This window comes from Pseudomonas amygdali (assembly GCF_002699855.1).
Lineage (GTDB): Bacteria > Pseudomonadota > Gammaproteobacteria > Pseudomonadales > Pseudomonadaceae > Aquipseudomonas > Aquipseudomonas amygdali.
Map to the genome: position 1 here is coordinate 1 of NZ_LKBW01000032.1, position 15,748 is coordinate 15,748.

The 15,748-nt window shown below is 58.2% G+C and carries 17 protein-coding genes and 1 pseudogene; 11 read left to right on the plus strand and 7 right to left on the minus strand.

The features are described 5' to 3' along the window. Together AO277_RS28890 and AO277_RS03840 are read right to left on the minus strand one after the other, a co-directional pair. Nucleotides 1-240, minus strand: a 240-nt coding sequence (locus AO277_RS28890; RefSeq protein WP_257214185.1) for an SDR family NAD(P)-dependent oxidoreductase, incomplete at its 3' end; no start/stop codon positions are given. A gap of 108 nt (nt 241-348) precedes the next feature. After that, on the minus strand, nt 349-1,266 hold the full coding sequence (locus AO277_RS03840; protein WP_044319593.1) for a LysR substrate-binding domain-containing protein: 918 nt from the start codon (nt 1,264-1,266) through the stop codon (nt 349-351). 188 nt (nt 1,267-1,454) lie between these two features. Here AO277_RS03840 and AO277_RS03845 point away from each other — a divergent pair, with 188 nt between their 5' ends. From AO277_RS03845 to AO277_RS03875, 7 genes are all read left to right on the plus strand, one after another. Beyond that, the gene (locus AO277_RS03845; RefSeq protein ID WP_044319592.1) at nt 1,455-2,204 is read left to right on the plus strand and encodes an SDR family NAD(P)-dependent oxidoreductase; all 750 of its coding nucleotides are present in this window, start codon (nt 1,455-1,457) and stop codon (nt 2,202-2,204) included. Nucleotides 2,205-2,304: 100 nt separating this feature from the next. Next, nucleotides 2,305-3,606 (plus strand): MFS transporter, encoded by a 1,302-nt coding sequence (locus AO277_RS03850; protein ID WP_044319591.1) that lies wholly within the window; start codon nt 2,305-2,307, stop codon nt 3,604-3,606. An 18-nt stretch (nt 3,607-3,624) separates the two neighbouring features. Continuing rightward, nucleotides 3,625-4,473: a transketolase gene (locus tag AO277_RS03855; RefSeq protein ID WP_044319590.1), complete on the plus strand. Its 849-nt coding sequence runs from the start codon at nt 3,625-3,627 to the stop codon at nt 4,471-4,473. Beyond that, on the plus strand, nt 4,470-5,489 hold the full coding sequence (locus AO277_RS03860) for a transketolase family protein (RefSeq protein ID WP_044319589.1): 1,020 nt from the start codon (nt 4,470-4,472) through the stop codon (nt 5,487-5,489). Before AO277_RS03855 ends, AO277_RS03860 begins: the two co-directional genes overlap by 4 nt. 46 nt (nt 5,490-5,535) lie before the next feature. Continuing rightward, nucleotides 5,536-6,489: an alpha/beta hydrolase gene (locus AO277_RS03865; protein ID WP_044319588.1), complete on the plus strand. Its 954-nt coding sequence runs from the start codon at nt 5,536-5,538 to the stop codon at nt 6,487-6,489. Nucleotides 6,490-6,530: 41 nt separating this feature from the next. Next, entirely contained in the window at nt 6,531-6,818 is a 288-nt protein-coding gene (locus AO277_RS03870; protein WP_044319587.1) for a YceK/YidQ family lipoprotein, read from the plus strand. Nucleotides 6,819-6,892: 74 nt separating this feature from the next. Further along, nucleotides 6,893-7,390, plus strand: a complete 498-nt coding sequence (locus AO277_RS03875; protein WP_044319586.1) for a P-loop nucleotide/nucleoside kinase family protein — start codon at nt 6,893-6,895, stop codon at nt 7,388-7,390. Between the two features lie 30 nt (nt 7,391-7,420). Here the strand turns inward: AO277_RS03875 and AO277_RS03880 are convergent, their stop codons facing one another. Further along, entirely contained in the window at nt 7,421-7,876 is a 456-nt protein-coding gene (locus tag AO277_RS03880; RefSeq protein ID WP_044319585.1) for a GNAT family N-acetyltransferase, read from the minus strand. A 172-nt stretch (nt 7,877-8,048) separates the two neighbouring features. On the opposite strand from AO277_RS03880, the gene AO277_RS03885 reads away from it, so the two are divergent. Together AO277_RS03885 and AO277_RS03890 are read left to right on the plus strand one after the other, a co-directional pair. Continuing rightward, nucleotides 8,049-9,794: an OPT family oligopeptide transporter gene (locus AO277_RS03885; protein WP_044319584.1), complete on the plus strand. Its 1,746-nt coding sequence runs from the start codon at nt 8,049-8,051 to the stop codon at nt 9,792-9,794. 66 nt (nt 9,795-9,860) lie between these two features. Then, on the plus strand, nt 9,861-10,022 hold the full coding sequence (locus AO277_RS03890; RefSeq protein ID WP_002552382.1) for a DUF2986 domain-containing protein: 162 nt from the start codon (nt 9,861-9,863) through the stop codon (nt 10,020-10,022). Nucleotides 10,023-10,238: 216 nt separating this feature from the next. On the opposite strand, the gene AO277_RS03895 is transcribed toward AO277_RS03890, so the two are convergent. The 3 genes and pseudogenes from AO277_RS03895 to hmpA all read right to left on the minus strand — a co-directional run bounded on the left by AO277_RS03895 (nt 10,239) and on the right by hmpA (nt 12,686). Further along, a complete protein-coding gene (locus AO277_RS03895; RefSeq protein ID WP_044319583.1) occupies nt 10,239-10,865 on the minus strand; it encodes a glutathione S-transferase family protein in 627 nt (208 codons plus the stop codon). A gap of 127 nt (nt 10,866-10,992) precedes the next feature. Further along, a complete protein-coding gene (locus AO277_RS03900) occupies nt 10,993-11,409 on the minus strand; it encodes an ester cyclase (RefSeq protein ID WP_044319582.1) in 417 nt (138 codons plus the stop codon). An 88-nt stretch (nt 11,410-11,497) separates the two neighbouring features. Next, nucleotides 11,498-12,686 (minus strand): annotated as a pseudogene (gene hmpA / locus AO277_RS03905) (NO-inducible flavohemoprotein). Nucleotides 12,687-12,995: 309 nt separating this feature from the next. Here hmpA and AO277_RS03910 point away from each other — a divergent pair. After that, nucleotides 12,996-14,417 (plus strand): sugar porter family MFS transporter, encoded by a 1,422-nt coding sequence (locus AO277_RS03910; RefSeq protein ID WP_044319581.1) that lies wholly within the window; start codon nt 12,996-12,998, stop codon nt 14,415-14,417. A gap of 49 nt (nt 14,418-14,466) precedes the next feature. Here the strand turns inward: AO277_RS03910 and AO277_RS03915 are convergent, their stop codons facing one another. Then, nucleotides 14,467-15,087, minus strand: coding sequence for a LysE family translocator (locus AO277_RS03915; protein WP_044319595.1), 621 nt, complete (start codon nt 15,085-15,087; stop codon nt 14,467-14,469). Between the two features lie 163 nt (nt 15,088-15,250). Here AO277_RS03915 and AO277_RS03920 point away from each other — a divergent pair, with 163 nt between their 5' ends. After that, nucleotides 15,251-15,742: an Lrp/AsnC family transcriptional regulator gene (locus AO277_RS03920; RefSeq protein ID WP_044319580.1), complete on the plus strand. Its 492-nt coding sequence runs from the start codon at nt 15,251-15,253 to the stop codon at nt 15,740-15,742. Nucleotides 15,743-15,748: the final 6 nt, after the last annotated feature.

Genomic DNA, 15,748 nt, shown 5'->3' on the forward strand with positions numbered 1-15,748 from the left:
CAGGATGCAGGCCGCCAAGGCAGCGTAAGTGGATAATTGTCCAACCTTCGGGGGGCATACCAGGGTGAGGATGGCCGCCGGATGAATCGAGTTGCCTGCAACCGCATTACCAAGGTCGTCGTTAATATCCGTGACGTAAACGAAGCAGCCTTGTTGCACAAAGAGTTTTGCAATGGCGGCACCGATGCCTTGAGCCGCGCCGGTAACGACTGCGGTCCTGGAAACCAGTTTATTTTCCATAAATGATGACATCTCCATGGTGAGGCTTATTCAGACCGCATGAGAATGAGGCCATGCCCTATGCCATGCTCATGATTGGCAAAGAGGCTAAAACATAAGCGGGGCGGCTCAAAACACAAACCCCTGCCCTAACTCATGCTCCATCCATTCAAGAAATCTTCTGACTCTGGGGAAGCCGGAATGGGCCCTGGGAAAGACCAGATGATGCGCTGCAACCGGTGCAGTCAATTCTTGAGGCGCAACTTCGATCAGTTCGCCAGTGCCCAGATACTTTTGCGCCAGCAAGGTGCTTTCCAGCGCAAAACCCAAGCCGTGACTGGCGGCTTCCAGCGTCATGTACGAACGGTCGAAACTCAGCGCATAAGGCTTTTCCGGGCGAGCCAGTCCATGCCGGGCAAACCATTCGGGCCATTTGAGCAACGTGGCTTCGGAGAGAATCAATTCGCGGTCGAGCAAGTCCGCTGCGCTGTGCACCGGGCGACGCGCCAGCAGTTGCGGAGACGCCAGCACAGCGAATTTCTCGTCACGCAGGGTGCGCACTTCGTAGCTCGGCCAGTTTGGTCTGCCATGACGGATATCGACATCGATCTTGTCCCGGCTGAAATGCAGCGACTCATAAGAGCACGACAGGTTGATCTGGATATCCGGGTGGCTTACTCGAAACGCCTCCAGCCTCGGCATTAGCCAGAGCAGCCCGAAACTGGGCGCGGAATGCAGGCGCAAGCAATCGAGACTGACATCGCTTGCCGCACGTTCGGTCGCGACGGCAAGGCTGTGCAACACCCCCGAGACATCTTTCAGATACTGCTCGCCGACCGGCGTGAGCGTGACACCACGCGCGGCCCGGACGAACAATTGCCGTCCGATCAAAGCCTCCAGTCTGGCCAGTTGGTGACTGAGTGCCGAGGGTGTCAGGTCCAGGACCTCGGCTGCTCTGGCCAGATTGCCGAAGCGGGCAGTCTGTTCGAAGGCCTGAAGCGCTTTCAGCGGTGGCAGGCTCAGAGGTGCATCGTCATCAGGCTGCATGAACACTCCGATGTGTCCGATTATTCGAGTTTCATGCATTCAACCACTGGTATTGCGGATTGACGAGAGGTGAATTTTTTTCAGCACCCAGTGATTTTTGCGGCATTGCTCAGAACCGGCACCGGGAACACTCTGAAGTCATCGATCACCCGAATCGAACCCAACAACAATAATCAGAGGTATCCCTCATGCTTCTTCAAGGCAAAATCGCAGTCATCACCGGCGCGGCGTCGGAGCGCGGTATCGGTCGCGCAACCGCGGTCACGTTCGCCCGCCATGGCGCACGCGTGGTCATTATCGATCTGGACGAATCCGCTGCACGCGATGCCGCTGCCGCGTTGGGTGAAGGCCACTTGGGCCTGGCAGCCAACGTCGCCGATGAAAAACAGGTTCACGAAGCCGTCAGCAAAATCATCGCGCACTACGGTCGTATTGACATTCTGGTGAATAACGCGGGTATCACACAGCCCATCAAGACTCTGGACATCCGCCCTGGCGATTACGACAAGGTGCTCGACGTCAGCCTGCGCGGCACTCTGCTCATGTCGCAAGCGGTGATCCCGACCATGCGCGCCCAATCCTCGGGCAGCATCGTCTGCATGTCTTCGGTTTCCGCCCAGCGTGGCGGAGGCATTTTCGGTGGCCCTCACTACAGCGCAGCGAAAGCCGGCGTGCTGGGGCTGGGCAAGGCGATGGCACGTGAATTCGGGCCTGATCAGGTGCGTGTCAATTCCATCGCCCCCGGCCTGATTCATACCGATATCACCGGCGGTCTGATGCAGGATGAGCGACGCCACGCGATCATCGACGGCATTCCGCTGGGCCGCCTGGGCGCAGCGCAGGACGAGGCCAATGCCGCGCTGTTTCTGGCCAGCGACCTGTCGTCCTATCTCACCGGTATCACGCTGGATGTGAACGGCGGCATGCTGATTCACTGACCGCGTGTGGACGGGCTGGCAAACTGCCCGTGTTTGTTCTGGATCGACGATACGCCGGGCGAATGCCTGGCGGTCTATAAAAACAAGAGATCAGACCATCATGATAACCACCATGACCCTCGACGCGGTGTCGACCACGCGCGCCAATGCCTACCGCAAGACCGCCTGGCGACTGATGCCGTTCCTGATGCTGTGCTACCTGTGCGCGTACCTGGACCGTGTCAATGTCGGCTTCGCCAAGCTGCAGATGATGAACGACCTGTCGTTCAGCGAGACCGTCTACGGCCTCGGTGCCGGCATGTTCTTCATCGGCTATTTCCTCTGCGAAGTGCCCAGCAACCTGATCCTTCATCGCGTCGGGGCAAGACGCTGGATCGCCCGCATCATGATCTCCTGGGGCATCATTTCCGCCCTCTTCGCCTTTGTCGAAACCGCCTGGCAGTTCTATGCCCTGCGCTTTCTGCTCGGCGTGGCGGAAGCCGGTCTGGCACCGGGCCTGCTGCTGTACCTGACGTACTGGTTCCCCTCTTATCGCCGCGCGCGCATGACCGTGCTCTGGTTCATCGCCATCCCGCTGTCCGGCATGATCGGCGGTCCGCTGTCGGGCTACATCATGAACCGCTTCGCAGGCGTTCACGGCTGGGCCGGCTGGCAATGGATGTTCGTCCTTGAAGCGATCCCGACGGTGATCGTCGGCTTGTTGGTACTGAGCTATCTGAAGGATGGCGTGCATCAGGCGACATGGCTGTCTGCTGAAGAAAAGGAATTGGTCAACAAGGAGCTGCAAGAGGACAACAGCCAGAAAGTGGTACACGCGTCGGTAGGCGCCTTCATTCGCGACAAGCGTCTGTGGCTGCTGGCATGCATCTACTTCTGCGTGGTGATGGGCCAGTACGCAATCACCTTCTGGCTGCCGACGCTGATTCGCAATGCAGGCGTTTCCGACCCGCTGCATATCGGCCTGATGACCAGCCTTCCCTACCTGTGCGCAATCGTCGTGATGCTGTTGATGGGGCGCAGCGGCGACAAGCATCGAGAACGCCGCTGGCACCTGGTCGGGCCGATGATCGCAGGCGCGCTCGGGCTGAGCCTGGCAGCGCTGTTCGGCGGCAATCTGCTGCTGTCGGTGCTCAGCCTGTGCCTCGCCGCTGCGGGCATTCTTTCGGCGTCCTCCATGTTCTGGATGCTGCCTACCACGCTGCTGGGCGGAGTATCGGCGGCCGCCGGGATCGCCGGAATCAACAGTTTCGCCAATCTCGCGGGCTTCTGTTCGCCCTACCTGATCGGCTGGATCACCACCACGACCGGCTCAAGCGCCATTGGCATGTACCTGATTACAGGCGTGCTGTTCATCGGCGCCTATCTGGTGCTGCGCATCCCTGCCGCCTCGGTCAATCGTTGAGTCAACGGAGTAATCACCATGACAGCCACTACTTTATCTGCGCCTTCAACCTCGCTGGCGCAGCGTGCCCATAACATTCGCCGGCACGCATTACGCATGGGCCAGGTTCAGGGCCAGGGTTATGTCGGACAGGCACTGGGCGCTGCGGACCTGCTCGCCGTGTCCTATTTTCACGCGCTGAACTATCGGCCTGAAGACCCTGAATGGGAGCAGCGCGACCGCTTTTATCTGTCGATCGGCCACTATGCCATTGCGCTGTACGCGGCATTGATAGAGGCGGAAATCGTCCCGCTCGATGAACTGGAAACCTACGGCTCGGATGACAGCCGTTTGCCCATGTCCGGGATGGCGACTTACACCCCCGGAATGGAAATAACCGGCGGTTCGCTAGGTCATGGTCTGGGCATTGCGGTAGGTGCCTGCCTGGGGCTGAAGCGCAAGGCCTCAAGATCTTTCGTTTACAACCTGCTGTCGGACGGCGAGCTGAACGAAGGCTCGACCTGGGAAGCGGCCATGACCGCCTCGCACTGGAAACTGGACAACCTGATCGCGATCGTCGATGTGAATAACCAGCAGGCCAATGGCCACTCCAGTGAAGTTCTGGCTTTCGAACCCATAGTGGATCGCTGGCAGGCGTTTGGCTGGTTTACCCAGCGCGTCGACGGCAACGACTTGAACGCACTGGTCGCAGCCTTCGACGCGGCCCGCCAACACGTCGGTGCTCAGCCCAGGGTCATCATCTGCGACACGAAAATGGGCAAGGGCGTAGCGTTTCTGGAAACCCGTGAAAAGACCCACTTCATCCGCGTGGATGAGCACGAATGGGACGTCGCACTGAACAACCTCGACGAGGGGAAAACCGTATGAGTTCTGCCAATAACACCTCGGCTCCGTCCGTTGCCCCGAAGAAAAAACTCACTACCTCGGCGATGATCGCGTCCATCGCCTCCGAGGGTCAGGCCACCCGCCCGGCTCCGTTCGGTCATGCATTGGCGGCGCTCGCGGAGCAACGTCAGGATATCGTCGGGCTGTCGGCTGACCTGTCGAAATACACCGACCTGCATATCTTCGCCAAAGCGCACCCTGAACGTTTCTACCAAATGGGCATGGCCGAACAGTTGCTGATGAGCGCGGCTGCGGGCATGGCTCGGGAAGGCTTCGTACCGTTTGCGACCACTTATGCGGTGTTCGCCTCGCGTCGCGCCTACGACTTCATCTGTATGGCGATTGCCGAGGACAACCTCAACGTCAAAATCGTCTGCGGCCTGCCGGGCCTGACCACCGGCTACGGCCCCAGCCATCAGGCCACCGATGACCTGGCGATCTTTCGCGCCATGCCCAACCTGATGATCGTCGACCCCTGTGATGCACGGGAAATAGAACAGGCGGTCCCTGCGATCGCAGCGCATCAGGGCCCGGTGTACATGCGCCTGCTGCGCGGTAACGTGCCCTTGGTGCTGGACGAATACGGTTACACATTCGAGATCGGCAAAGCCAAGACCCTGCGCACCGGCAACGACGTGCTGATCATCTCCACCGGCCTGATGACCATGCGTGCCCTGGAAGCGGCCAAGGCACTCCAGGCCGACGGTGTCGATGTTGCGGTGCTGCACGTGCCGACCATCAAGCCGCTGGACGAGCAGACCATTCTGGCGGAAGCCAGAAAACCAGGCCGTCTGGTGGTGACCGCCGAAAACCACTCGATTATCGGCGGGCTGGGCGAAGCAGTGGCGACGGTGTTGCTGCGCAATGGCGTTACACCGACCTTCAGGCAGATCGCTCTGCCGGACGCTTTTCTCGACGCTGGAGCGCTGCCTACACTGCATGATCGTTATGGCATTTCCACGCCGGCAGTCTGCACGCAGATCAAAGCCTGGCTCTAGGCACTGAAGGTGCACAGGGCACTTTCCTGTGCATCGGGGACAACCGTTGAACGCAAATGAATTGCTGGACCCGGCCTATCACTCGTTCATGGATGAGCCTGCGGGTAGCTGGACACATCAGACCCTGCCCGGGATCAGGGCTCGCGTCGGTGCCGCCTGGACGGCAGCCACTGCGGCCCGTAGCGAGCAGCACTGGACCACAGGCGTTTCGGACGTCGGCATCAGGTTATGCCTTTACCGGCCCGGCCCGCCGCTTGAACACCCCACCCCCCCCGTCATCCTGTATATCCACGGTGGCGGCTTTGTTCTGGGCAGCCCGGAGATGGCCGATGATTACCTCGCAGAGCTAGCCGTCGAGCTCAAGGCAATCATCGTCGCTGTCGATTACCGGCTCGCCCCTGAGCATCCATTCCCGATCCCGCTGGAAGACTGTTACGCAGCGCTGGAGTGGATATTCAGCCACGGCCCGACGCTGGGCATGAACACCGGTAACCTGGTGATCATGGGCCACAGCGCCGGCGGCGGGCTTGCTGCCGCGCTCGCTCTGCTGGCAAGAAACAAAGGGCTGCGGACACTCGCCGGTCTGGTGCTGATCTACCCCATGCTCGATCACCGCACTGGCGCGCCTGACGCTCCGCCAGCCAACCCGACTACCGGCACTTTCAGCTGGTCGCGCCAGGCCAATCATTTTTGCTGGGAAAGCCTGCGCGGTGCCTACGCACTGGACGATGATCGCAAGACCCTGTTCTCCCCCGCACTGGCCACCGACCTGAGCGATCTGCCGCCCACTTTCATCTGCGTTGGCGCACTCGATCTGTTTCTTGAAGAGGACCTGGCATTCGCACTGACCCTGTCGCGTTCGGGAGTGCCTGTTGAAATGCACGTCTATCCAGGCGTGCCGCATATGTTCGATCAGTTGCCAGGCGAGCAGACCGGACAGGCGACGCAAGATATTGCCCGCGCCGTTCGCAGGATGATCGCCGCAGGGTTATGCGACTAGAATGACGCGCATGTTGCATCAACTCTGAAACAAGGGAATGTATGTTCAAGCAATGCCTGTTACTGGCTACAGCCATCTCACTGAGCGGCTGCTGGAGCCTGATGTATCACCTTGATGGTGAACGTTGCGTCTATCCCGGAACACGACACGGCTGGGCATGGGGTACCAAAGACGTGACATCAACCTGGCCCTGGCTGATAGACATACCGTTCTCTCTGGCGCTGGATACGCTGTTTTTGCCCTACGACCTCACCGCTTTCCTGCCGGAAAACCTTGGCGGTGATGATCGCGAGTGCCATTTCAATGATGGGCTGAATGTGCTTGGTTGAGAGGGCCCTACAGAGTTAAGGACTCCCCTCTCTTCAGGAATGCATATTTTACGACTGGAAAAGGACACGCCTTGATGCTAGCCACGAAACTTCACCTCCTGTGCGGCAAGATCGCATCCGGTAAATCGACGCTCGCGAAGTCACTCACGGCTGAATACTCGGCGATTCTGCTGAGTGAAGATCAGTGGCTCTCGCGGCTCTACCCTGACGAGATCAAATCGGTGTCTGACTACGTACGCCTGGCACATAGAATTCGCGACATCATCGGCCCCCTGGTCATAGACATGCTGAAGTCAGACATTTGCTTGGTTCTGGATTTTCCTGCAAACACGCTTGCAGACCGTGAGTGGCTTCTCAGCCTGGCTGAAGACGCACAGGTTAAGCATCGACTGCACTATCTCGATGTAGAAGATGATATTTGCCTTGCCAGACTGCATGCTCGCAACGAAAAAGCAGATCACGATTTTGCAGCGACAGATGAACAGTTCAAGCTGATCACCGGTTATTTCTGTGTTCCCGATACTGAAGAGGGGCTGGATATTCTTATTCACCGTCGGGGATTCATTAAATAATCCACGGTGAATAAGCCACTGTCGACGCCTTCAACGGCTTGCGAACTCTTTCAGAAATTTCATGTGCGTAGCGTCATCCTCGTCCACTCGCTGGAAGCCACAGCGCGCGTAAAATGCAGAGCCACTTGAAGTGTCGGTAAACAAGCGCAAGACACGGAAGTGTCGAGACGCCTGCGACACCAGGCGCTCCACCAGGATTCTGCCAATACCCTGACCTCTATATGAGCCTGCGATGTACACCCTTCGCAGCCTGCCGGTGTTGCTCTGAGTACGCAGATCACGCGAAACACCTCCGATGCCCACCAAATCGTCGTTCAGAAATGCACCCATGAGGCATTCGCCCTGAGCATCGAATCTATTATTTCCGGACTCCCAGTCGTCGATCAATCGCGTGACGAACCTGAATCCCTGCGCGACGGCCTCTTTTTCCAATATCAGGAGCTGCGGCGGCAGTTCGATGACTTTCCGGATGTCCACGTGCGTCACTTTTTATCCTCACTGGAATAGTCCGATTTCTGCAAGCTAACCCGAGCCATCGCCGGAGAAAAGCGGTCAGCGGAAGTTATTCAAACACTCGCCTGACTCCGTCATCTGAACCTTCGGCCGATATGACGCTCACTTTATAGGTTGCCTTGTCTCATTGCCGAAAGGAACTCGAATGCTTTCAACCTCGCCATCGATCCCTCTTGCCAGTCCTGTCGAGCGTGAACTTAGTCTGCGCGCGGTCATTACCGGGGTCGTGCTCGGTATCCTGTTGACACCTTCCAATGTGTACGCCGGGTTGAAGATTGGCTGGTCGTTCAATATGTCGATCATCGCCTTGTTGATCGGTTATGCGATATGGCAAGGCCTGTCAAAGCGTTCGTCCGCGCACCTACCGTGGACGCTGCATGAGAGCAACATCAATCAGACCGTGGCGTCGGCGGCTGCGTCGATCATTTCCGGTGGGCTGGTCGCGCCGATTCCGGCTTATACCTTGCTGACCGGTCAGCAACTGGATGCCGTCCCGATGATCGCCTGGGTATTCTCGGTAAGTTTTCTGGGGATCTGGATTGCCTGGTACTTGCGCCCATCACTGCTCAACGACAAGTCGCTGAAGTTTCCCGAAGGCATGGCCACTCTGGAAACCCTGCTACACATCTACAACCATGGGCGCGAAGCCGCAATACGCTTGAAGGTGCTGCTCAGCACCGCGTTGCTGTCTGCGCTGGCCAAGTGGGTCGACACGTTCATATGGGCCTTCCCGCGCTGGTCGCCGAGCGCTCAGTTGGAACGCCTGACCTTTACCGCCGACCCTTCGCTGCTGCTGGTGGGGTTTGGCGCAATTATCGGCATTCGCGTCGGCATGACCCTGCTGCTCGGTGCTCTACTGGCCTGGGGCGGCGTGGGGCCGTGGCTGCTGGAACAGGGGCTGGTGATATTACCGGCCGACAGCAGCGGCCCGCAGTTCGCAGCACTGGTGGAATGGTTGCTGTGGCCGGGTGTAAGCCTGATGGTCTGCTCGACCCTGGCCTCATTGGTGATTCGTTTGTGGGCACTGCACAAATCCACCAGAGCCAGTGGCGGGACGACGTGGTCAATGCCAAAGGCAGGGCCTTCCGCCGGTTTCGTACTGGCGATCATATTGGTCGTTAGCCTGCAGGCGCTGTTGTTCGGCATTAACCTGTGGATGGCGTGGCTGACCATTCCCCTGGCAATCTGCCTGGCGTCCGTGGCGGCTCGAGTGGTCGGTGCCACCGGCATTCCTCCCATTGGGGCAATCGGGCAGTTATCCCAACTGAGCTTCGGCATCGTCGTGCCCGGGCAGGTGCCGATCAACCTGATGAGCGCCAACACGGCCGGAGGTTCTGCCGGGCAATGCACGGACCTGATGAACGACTTCAAGGTCGGCCGGGCGATTGGTGCCACGCCGCGTAAACAGTTGATCGCCCAGACACTGGGGATTTTCGTCGGCAGCATCGTCGGCGTCCTGGCTTACATGGCGCTGATCCCGGACCCGCAATCGATGCTGCTTACCGAGGAATGGCCCGCCCCGGCGGTGGCGACCTGGAAAGCCGTCGCGCAAACGCTGACCCACGGCCTGGATTCATTGTCAGCGAGTATCCGCTGGGCAATTTTCATCGGCGGGCTGGCGGGGTTGTTGCTGGGCATCCTCGACAGCACGTTACCCGCCCATCGCACCCGTTACATGCCGAGCGCCGCTGCCCTGGGCCTGGCTTTTGTCCTGCCAGCCTCAGTATCTCTGATGATGGCCCTTGGCGCGGTGCTCACCTGGCTGGTGAACTGTCGCTGGCCGTCCCTTACAGAACGCTTCGCCATTACCGCAGCGGCAGGCCTGATTGCCGGAGAGAGCATCACCGGTGTCGGGGCGTCGCTGTGGCAGATGGTTGGAAACGTAGGGTAATCGACGCGTGTATGAGCAGATATTCCAGCTGGTATCATCCACGCATCTGCAAGCGAGTTGAAGAGCATGAATCGTCGTAAAAAAATACAGCAGCTACTGAAAGCTCACGCAAAAAAGGCCAGCGCAAAACTGGCCCCGCAGAGCAAGGCCAAATACATAAGCAAGGCCGACCGCTTGAAGCTGGCGGCCGAAGCGGATCAGGACTCGATAAGCCTGTCCGAAGGCTGACAGGCAACGTACGCGCCTTGGCGACGCAGAGCGTGCGGAACGATCATCGCAACTATCGTGCGGCGCTCTGCGTCGCATGCCTTTCTGGACGCTCTGCGTCCTCTTGCGACGCAGAGCGTCGAGAACTGCGTTACCACGCTGGAGCATGGGAACGAGAGGTGTCCGGGAGAACACTTCTCGTGACTATGCGCGGCGCAAACGCCTCAGGCATGGCGGTTACTTGGCGAAAGAATATTCCCCACCCTGCTCCAAAGCCTTGCGGTACGCAGGCCTGCTCTGCAGTCTTTCAACCCACGCCGTCACATTCGGGTACGGCTGCAGCATTCCCTGAGCCTTGGCGAACTCGCCAATGAAGCTCATCTGAATATCCGCGCCACTCAGATCTTCTCCCAACAGATAAGGCGTCAACCCCAGAGAGTCGTTCAGGTAACCCAGATAATTGACCAGCTCTGACTGGATTCGCGGATGCAGCGGTGCGCCAGCGTCACCCAGACGTCCTACGTACAGGTTGAGCATCAGCGGGAGAATGGCCGAGCCTTCCGCGAAATGCAGCCATTGCACGTACTCATCGTAGGTAGCGCTGGCCGGGTCCGACTGCAGACGACCGTCGCCATGACGGCGAATCAGGTAGTCGACAATGGCACCGGACTCGATGACGACATGCGGGCCATCTTCGATGACAGGTGATTTGCCCAGCGGATGCACGGTCTTGAGCTCGGGTGGCGCAAGGTTGGTTTTCGGGTCGCGCTGATAACGCTTGATCTCGTAGGGCAGGTCGAGCTCTTCGAGCAGCCACAAAATGCGCTGCGAACGTGAGTTGTTCAGGTGGTGGACAGTGATCATGTCGGGCTCCGCGGGGTGAAAGTGTCTAGAAAAGACTGCGCTGCCACCGGGGAGTGCCCTGAAATGCTGTTACTTCGACGAGCGTGCCGGAAAGACTGTGCTGATGAGCTAGGCACCGATGAAAATTTCAGGTGCCTCTGTCACTGGAGCCGGCCGCTGGCTCGCCACGAAGTTCTCGCTCCACTGCGGCTTTATCAATGACCGACCAGACGCTGACAATCTTGCCGTCGCTGAATGTGTAGAACACGTTTTCAGAAAAGGTAATACGCTGGCCATGCGCATCCAGCCCCAGAAATCGCCCCTGCGGCGAGCAGTTGAATATCAGGCGGGCAGCAACCTGTGACGCCTCAACCACCAGCAAGTCAATGTTGAAACGCAGGTCAGGGATAATCCTGACGTCGTTTTCCAGCATCGCCCGGTAGCCGGCCACGCTGATCCGCTCGCCGTTGTATTGCACATCGTCGTCGACGAAATCGCCGAGATCCTGCCAGCGGCGTTCGTTAAGACAGGCGATGTAAGCTCGATATTGCTCGGCCAGATTCATGGTGCGACCTCCTGTTCAAAAAATACTTGAAGCAGCCTTTTTAAGGGGATGCTTCAAAAGATATGCGCTTCTGCGCATCTGAATGCGCTCAGGCCAACGCCTCGGCCGGACCAAAAAACTCATAATGGCTCTGCCGGTCCGGAACACCCAGCTCGTGCAGCGCGCGCTTGATGAACACCATGAACGGCTTCGGACCAAGAAAGTAGGCCTCGACATCCGTGTCCTCCGGCAACCATTGCTGCAGATGCTCCGTCGAAGCAAGCCCCGTCACGGTATTTGCCGGTACATCACCGGCCGTAGCTTCGCTGTAAACCACGTGCGCCGCAAACTGCGCATATCGCTCGCGCCAATCATCAATGACCGCCTGGAACGCCTGCACGCTGGCATTACGCGCGTAGTGGATAAACACGACGTGTCGGCCACCTGCCTGCAACGCCGCTTCCGCCATGGCCAGCGTCGGGGTGATACCGACACCGCCGCTGATCAGTACCAGCGGTTTGCTGCCTTCGATAAGCACGAACTCGCCAGAGGGCGGGAACAATTCTACGGTGTCGTCCACTGCGACCTGATCGTGCAGGTAGCCGGACGCAACGCCCCCCCTGCTCTCGCTTGACGCTGATGCGATAGCTCACACCGTTGGCAGGCGCAGAGAGCGAGTAATTTCTACGATTTTCTCCGCCTTCGGTGTTCAACCGGATACCGATGTACTGACCGGGCTTGTGCGCGATGACCGGTTTACCATCAACAGGCTGCAGGTAGAACGACATGATCTCGCTGCTTTCCGGCACCTTGCGAACAACCTTGAACAGCCGTCCGCCACGCCAGCCACCCGGTGCTGCGGCGATGCTTTCATACACATCGCGCTCGGCATTGATCAGCATGTCAGCCAGTTGCTGATACGCCGCAGCCCATGCATCGATCACTGCATCCGTTGCGATCTCTGCGCCCAGCACCTCGCGAATGGCGCGCAGCAGGCAGGCACCGACAATCGGATAATGCTCCGGCAGTATCTGTAGCGCGACATGTTTGTTGACGATCTGCGCCGCCAGCGGCCCGAGGTTTTCGAGGCGATCAATATTGCGCGCGTACATCAACACCGCATTGGCCAGCGCCCGTGGCTGTGCGCCATTTGCCTGGTTGGCCTGATTGAACAGCGGACGAACCTGAGGATAGTCATTGAGCATGATGCGATAGAAATGAGTGGTCAGTGCCTCCCCGCCTGTTTCAAGGATCGGTACGGTGGCTTTAATGATGTCGCGATGGGCAGTGCTGAGCATAATCAACTCCAGAGTGAGCAGTTTCTTTACTGGAGTCAGAGCAACGCGCGTGCCAGATAAAAACAGCTTTAGAATCAATGAATAGCAGCTTTTAAAGTCAAAAAGACCTAGTCTTATTGACCGATATCAAGAAAATTTTGGTCATTATGACCAGATCAAGTTAATCGTTTCAGCCATCCTCGCACGCAGAACGCCTTCAAGAATTCAATCCCGACCGGGTTTGTAGGGAACTAGCGCGCAACACATCGCCCTAAGCCTGACATCTAGGTACTGGCGCGACGCTGGTTTCAAACGAAGGACTTCAGATTCATGTCTTCAAGTAGCACCTCAGCAGCGGCCGATCCGCAAGGTCAGCAAAGCGCTTCACCGAATCGACTCATTTTTATATCCGTGCTCGTGGCCACCATGGGTGCGCTGGCGTTCGGCTATGACACCGGCATCATCGCCGGTGCATTGCCTTTCATGACGCTACCCACCGATCAGGGCGGGCTGGGCCTGGATGCCTACAGCGAAGGAATGATCACCGCCTCACTGATCGTCGGCGCTGCGTTTGGCTCGCTTGCCAGCGGCTACATCTCCGACCGTTTCGGACGCCGTCTGACCTTGCGCCTGTTGTCGGTGCTGTTCATTGCTGGCGCACTGGGCACGGCCATCGCGCCTTCCATTCCGTTCATGGTCGCTGCGCGCTTCCTGCTGGGTATCGCGGTGGGTGGCGGCTCGGCTACGGTGCCGGTGTTCATTGCCGAAATCGCCGGGCCGTCGCGTCGTGCGCGACTGGTCAGCCGTAACGAACTGATGATCGTCAGCGGCCAGTTGCTCGCCTACGTTCTAAGCGCGGTCATGGCCGCTCTGCTGCACACACCTGGCATCTGGCGCTACATGCTGGCCATCGCCATGGTCCCGGGAGTGTTGCTGCTGGTCGGTACATTCTTCGTACCGCCGTCGCCGCGCTGGCTGGCGTCCAAAGGCCGCTTCGATGAAGCGCAGGATGTGCTGGAGCAACTGCGCACCAACAAGCAGGATGCGCAGCGCGAAGTGGACGAGATGAAAGCGCAGGACGAGGAGGCTCGTCACCGCCCGAAAGCCAGGGAGTTGCTGCGTCAGGGCTGGGTGATCAAGTTGTTGCTGATCGGCATCGGTCTAGGCTTTACCGCGCAGCTCACAGGCGTTAACGCCTTTATGTACTACACCCCGATCATTCTCAAGAATACCGGCATGGGCACCAACGCCGCGCTGACCGCCACCATCGGCAACGGCGTGGTATCGGTTATCGCGACCCTGCTCGGCATTTGGGCGATTGGCCGTTATGGCCGTCGGCACTTGCTGATGACCGGGCTGGTGATGGTCATCCTGATGCAGGCAGCGCTGGGTTGCGTGTTGCAATTCATGCCGCAGAACCTGACCCAGAGCTACACCGCCCTCGCCTGCATTCTGGTGTTCCTGCTGTTCATGCAGATGTGCATCTCGCCGGTCTACTGGCTGCTGATGTCGGAATTGTTCCCGATGCAGGTGCGCGGATTGCTGACCGGCACAGCGGTATCGATGCAATGGCTGTTCAACGCATCGGTGGCATTCACCTTCCCGATTGCAGTCGATACCATCGGCAACCCGACGTTCTTCATCTTTGCGGCCATCAACGTCGGCTCATTGATATTTGTTTTCCTGTGCCTTCCGGAAACCAAAGGCAAATCGCTTGAGCAGATCGAGAAGCATCTGAAGAAGGAGCTGTAACGGCTGACCGGATGAGGCCATCAACGGCCTCATCTACCCTCCAGGCAGATCAGCGCACCAGCATCGACGCTGCCGCCGCTACCATGATTGCTGCCGCACCGCGAAACAGTTTCCTTTGAGCACGCTCACTCGACAATAAATGTCGAATGCGCAATGCAGCAAATATGAACACTGCCCCTACCCCCAGCAGCACCAGTACAGTCAGCGGCACCAGAACCAACCCCCACGTCTGCAAAGAAACCGTTTCGAGATGGATGACCAACGGTAAAAGCGCCAGATAAAAGGCAATGGTCTTGGGGTTGCCCAAGGTGATGGTCAATCCTGAAGCGGCCGCAGACAGCAACTCTGTTTTCTTTGCTGATTTTCCGATTTCTATGGCTTGATGGTCTGCGAACCAGAACTGCCAGGCCAGGTAGCACAAATAAATCGCGGCCCCCCAACGCACGACCTGAAACAACGCATTGAAGTGTTCGGCAATCATTGCAAGGCCGAATACCGCAAATGACAGATAGGTCAGATCCCCCAGGATGAGACCGGCCAGCAGGCAGAAGCCTGACAGCGCACCGCCACTGACACTGCGCGCAACCAGCGCAGCCATGCCAGGGCCGGGAATGGCTGCGGCAATGCCCAGCGCTGCCGAGTACGTAAGAACCTGAGTCAGATCCAGCATGTAGCACTCCTTGAAATGTAACAGCCAGCTTGAATACAGAGCCTGCTCAAGCTCCATGTTCAAAAATACTACGCGCTTGAAGCCGGAAAAAATCACCTGTTCTTACTGGCTGAGCGGCTGAAATCGGTATAAGTTTCCCCATCCAGGCGGAGTAACGGTATTTATGACCTCACCGACGTTAAGCTCGATTGATATGAGGATCCTCACGGCCCTGCAACAGGACGGCCGGATCACCAATCAGACCTTGGCCGATCAGATCGGCATGTCTGCCTCGCCCTGCTGGCGACGGGTCAAACAACTTGAAGAGCATCGCTATGTGCTGGGTTACAGAGCGGTGCTGGACCGTCGCAAGATCGGGCTGGGTGTCATGGTGTTCATTCGGGTCAGCATCGACTCTCACAGTGAAGCCGAGGCAAGAAAATTCGAGCAGGAAGTCATGCAACTGGAGAACGTCGTGGCGTGCTACAGCATCGGCGGAGATGCCGACTTTCTGCTTCAGGTGGTGGCACGCGACCTGGATTCGTTTGCTGACTTCGCCATGACGGTGGTCAGAAGGCTCCCCGGGATTAAAGAGATGCAGAGCATGTTTGTCTTGAAGGAGATAAAGCCTTTCGTCGAGACTGTCAGAAATTTTGTGTTCGGGCATAACATGTAGCTAGAG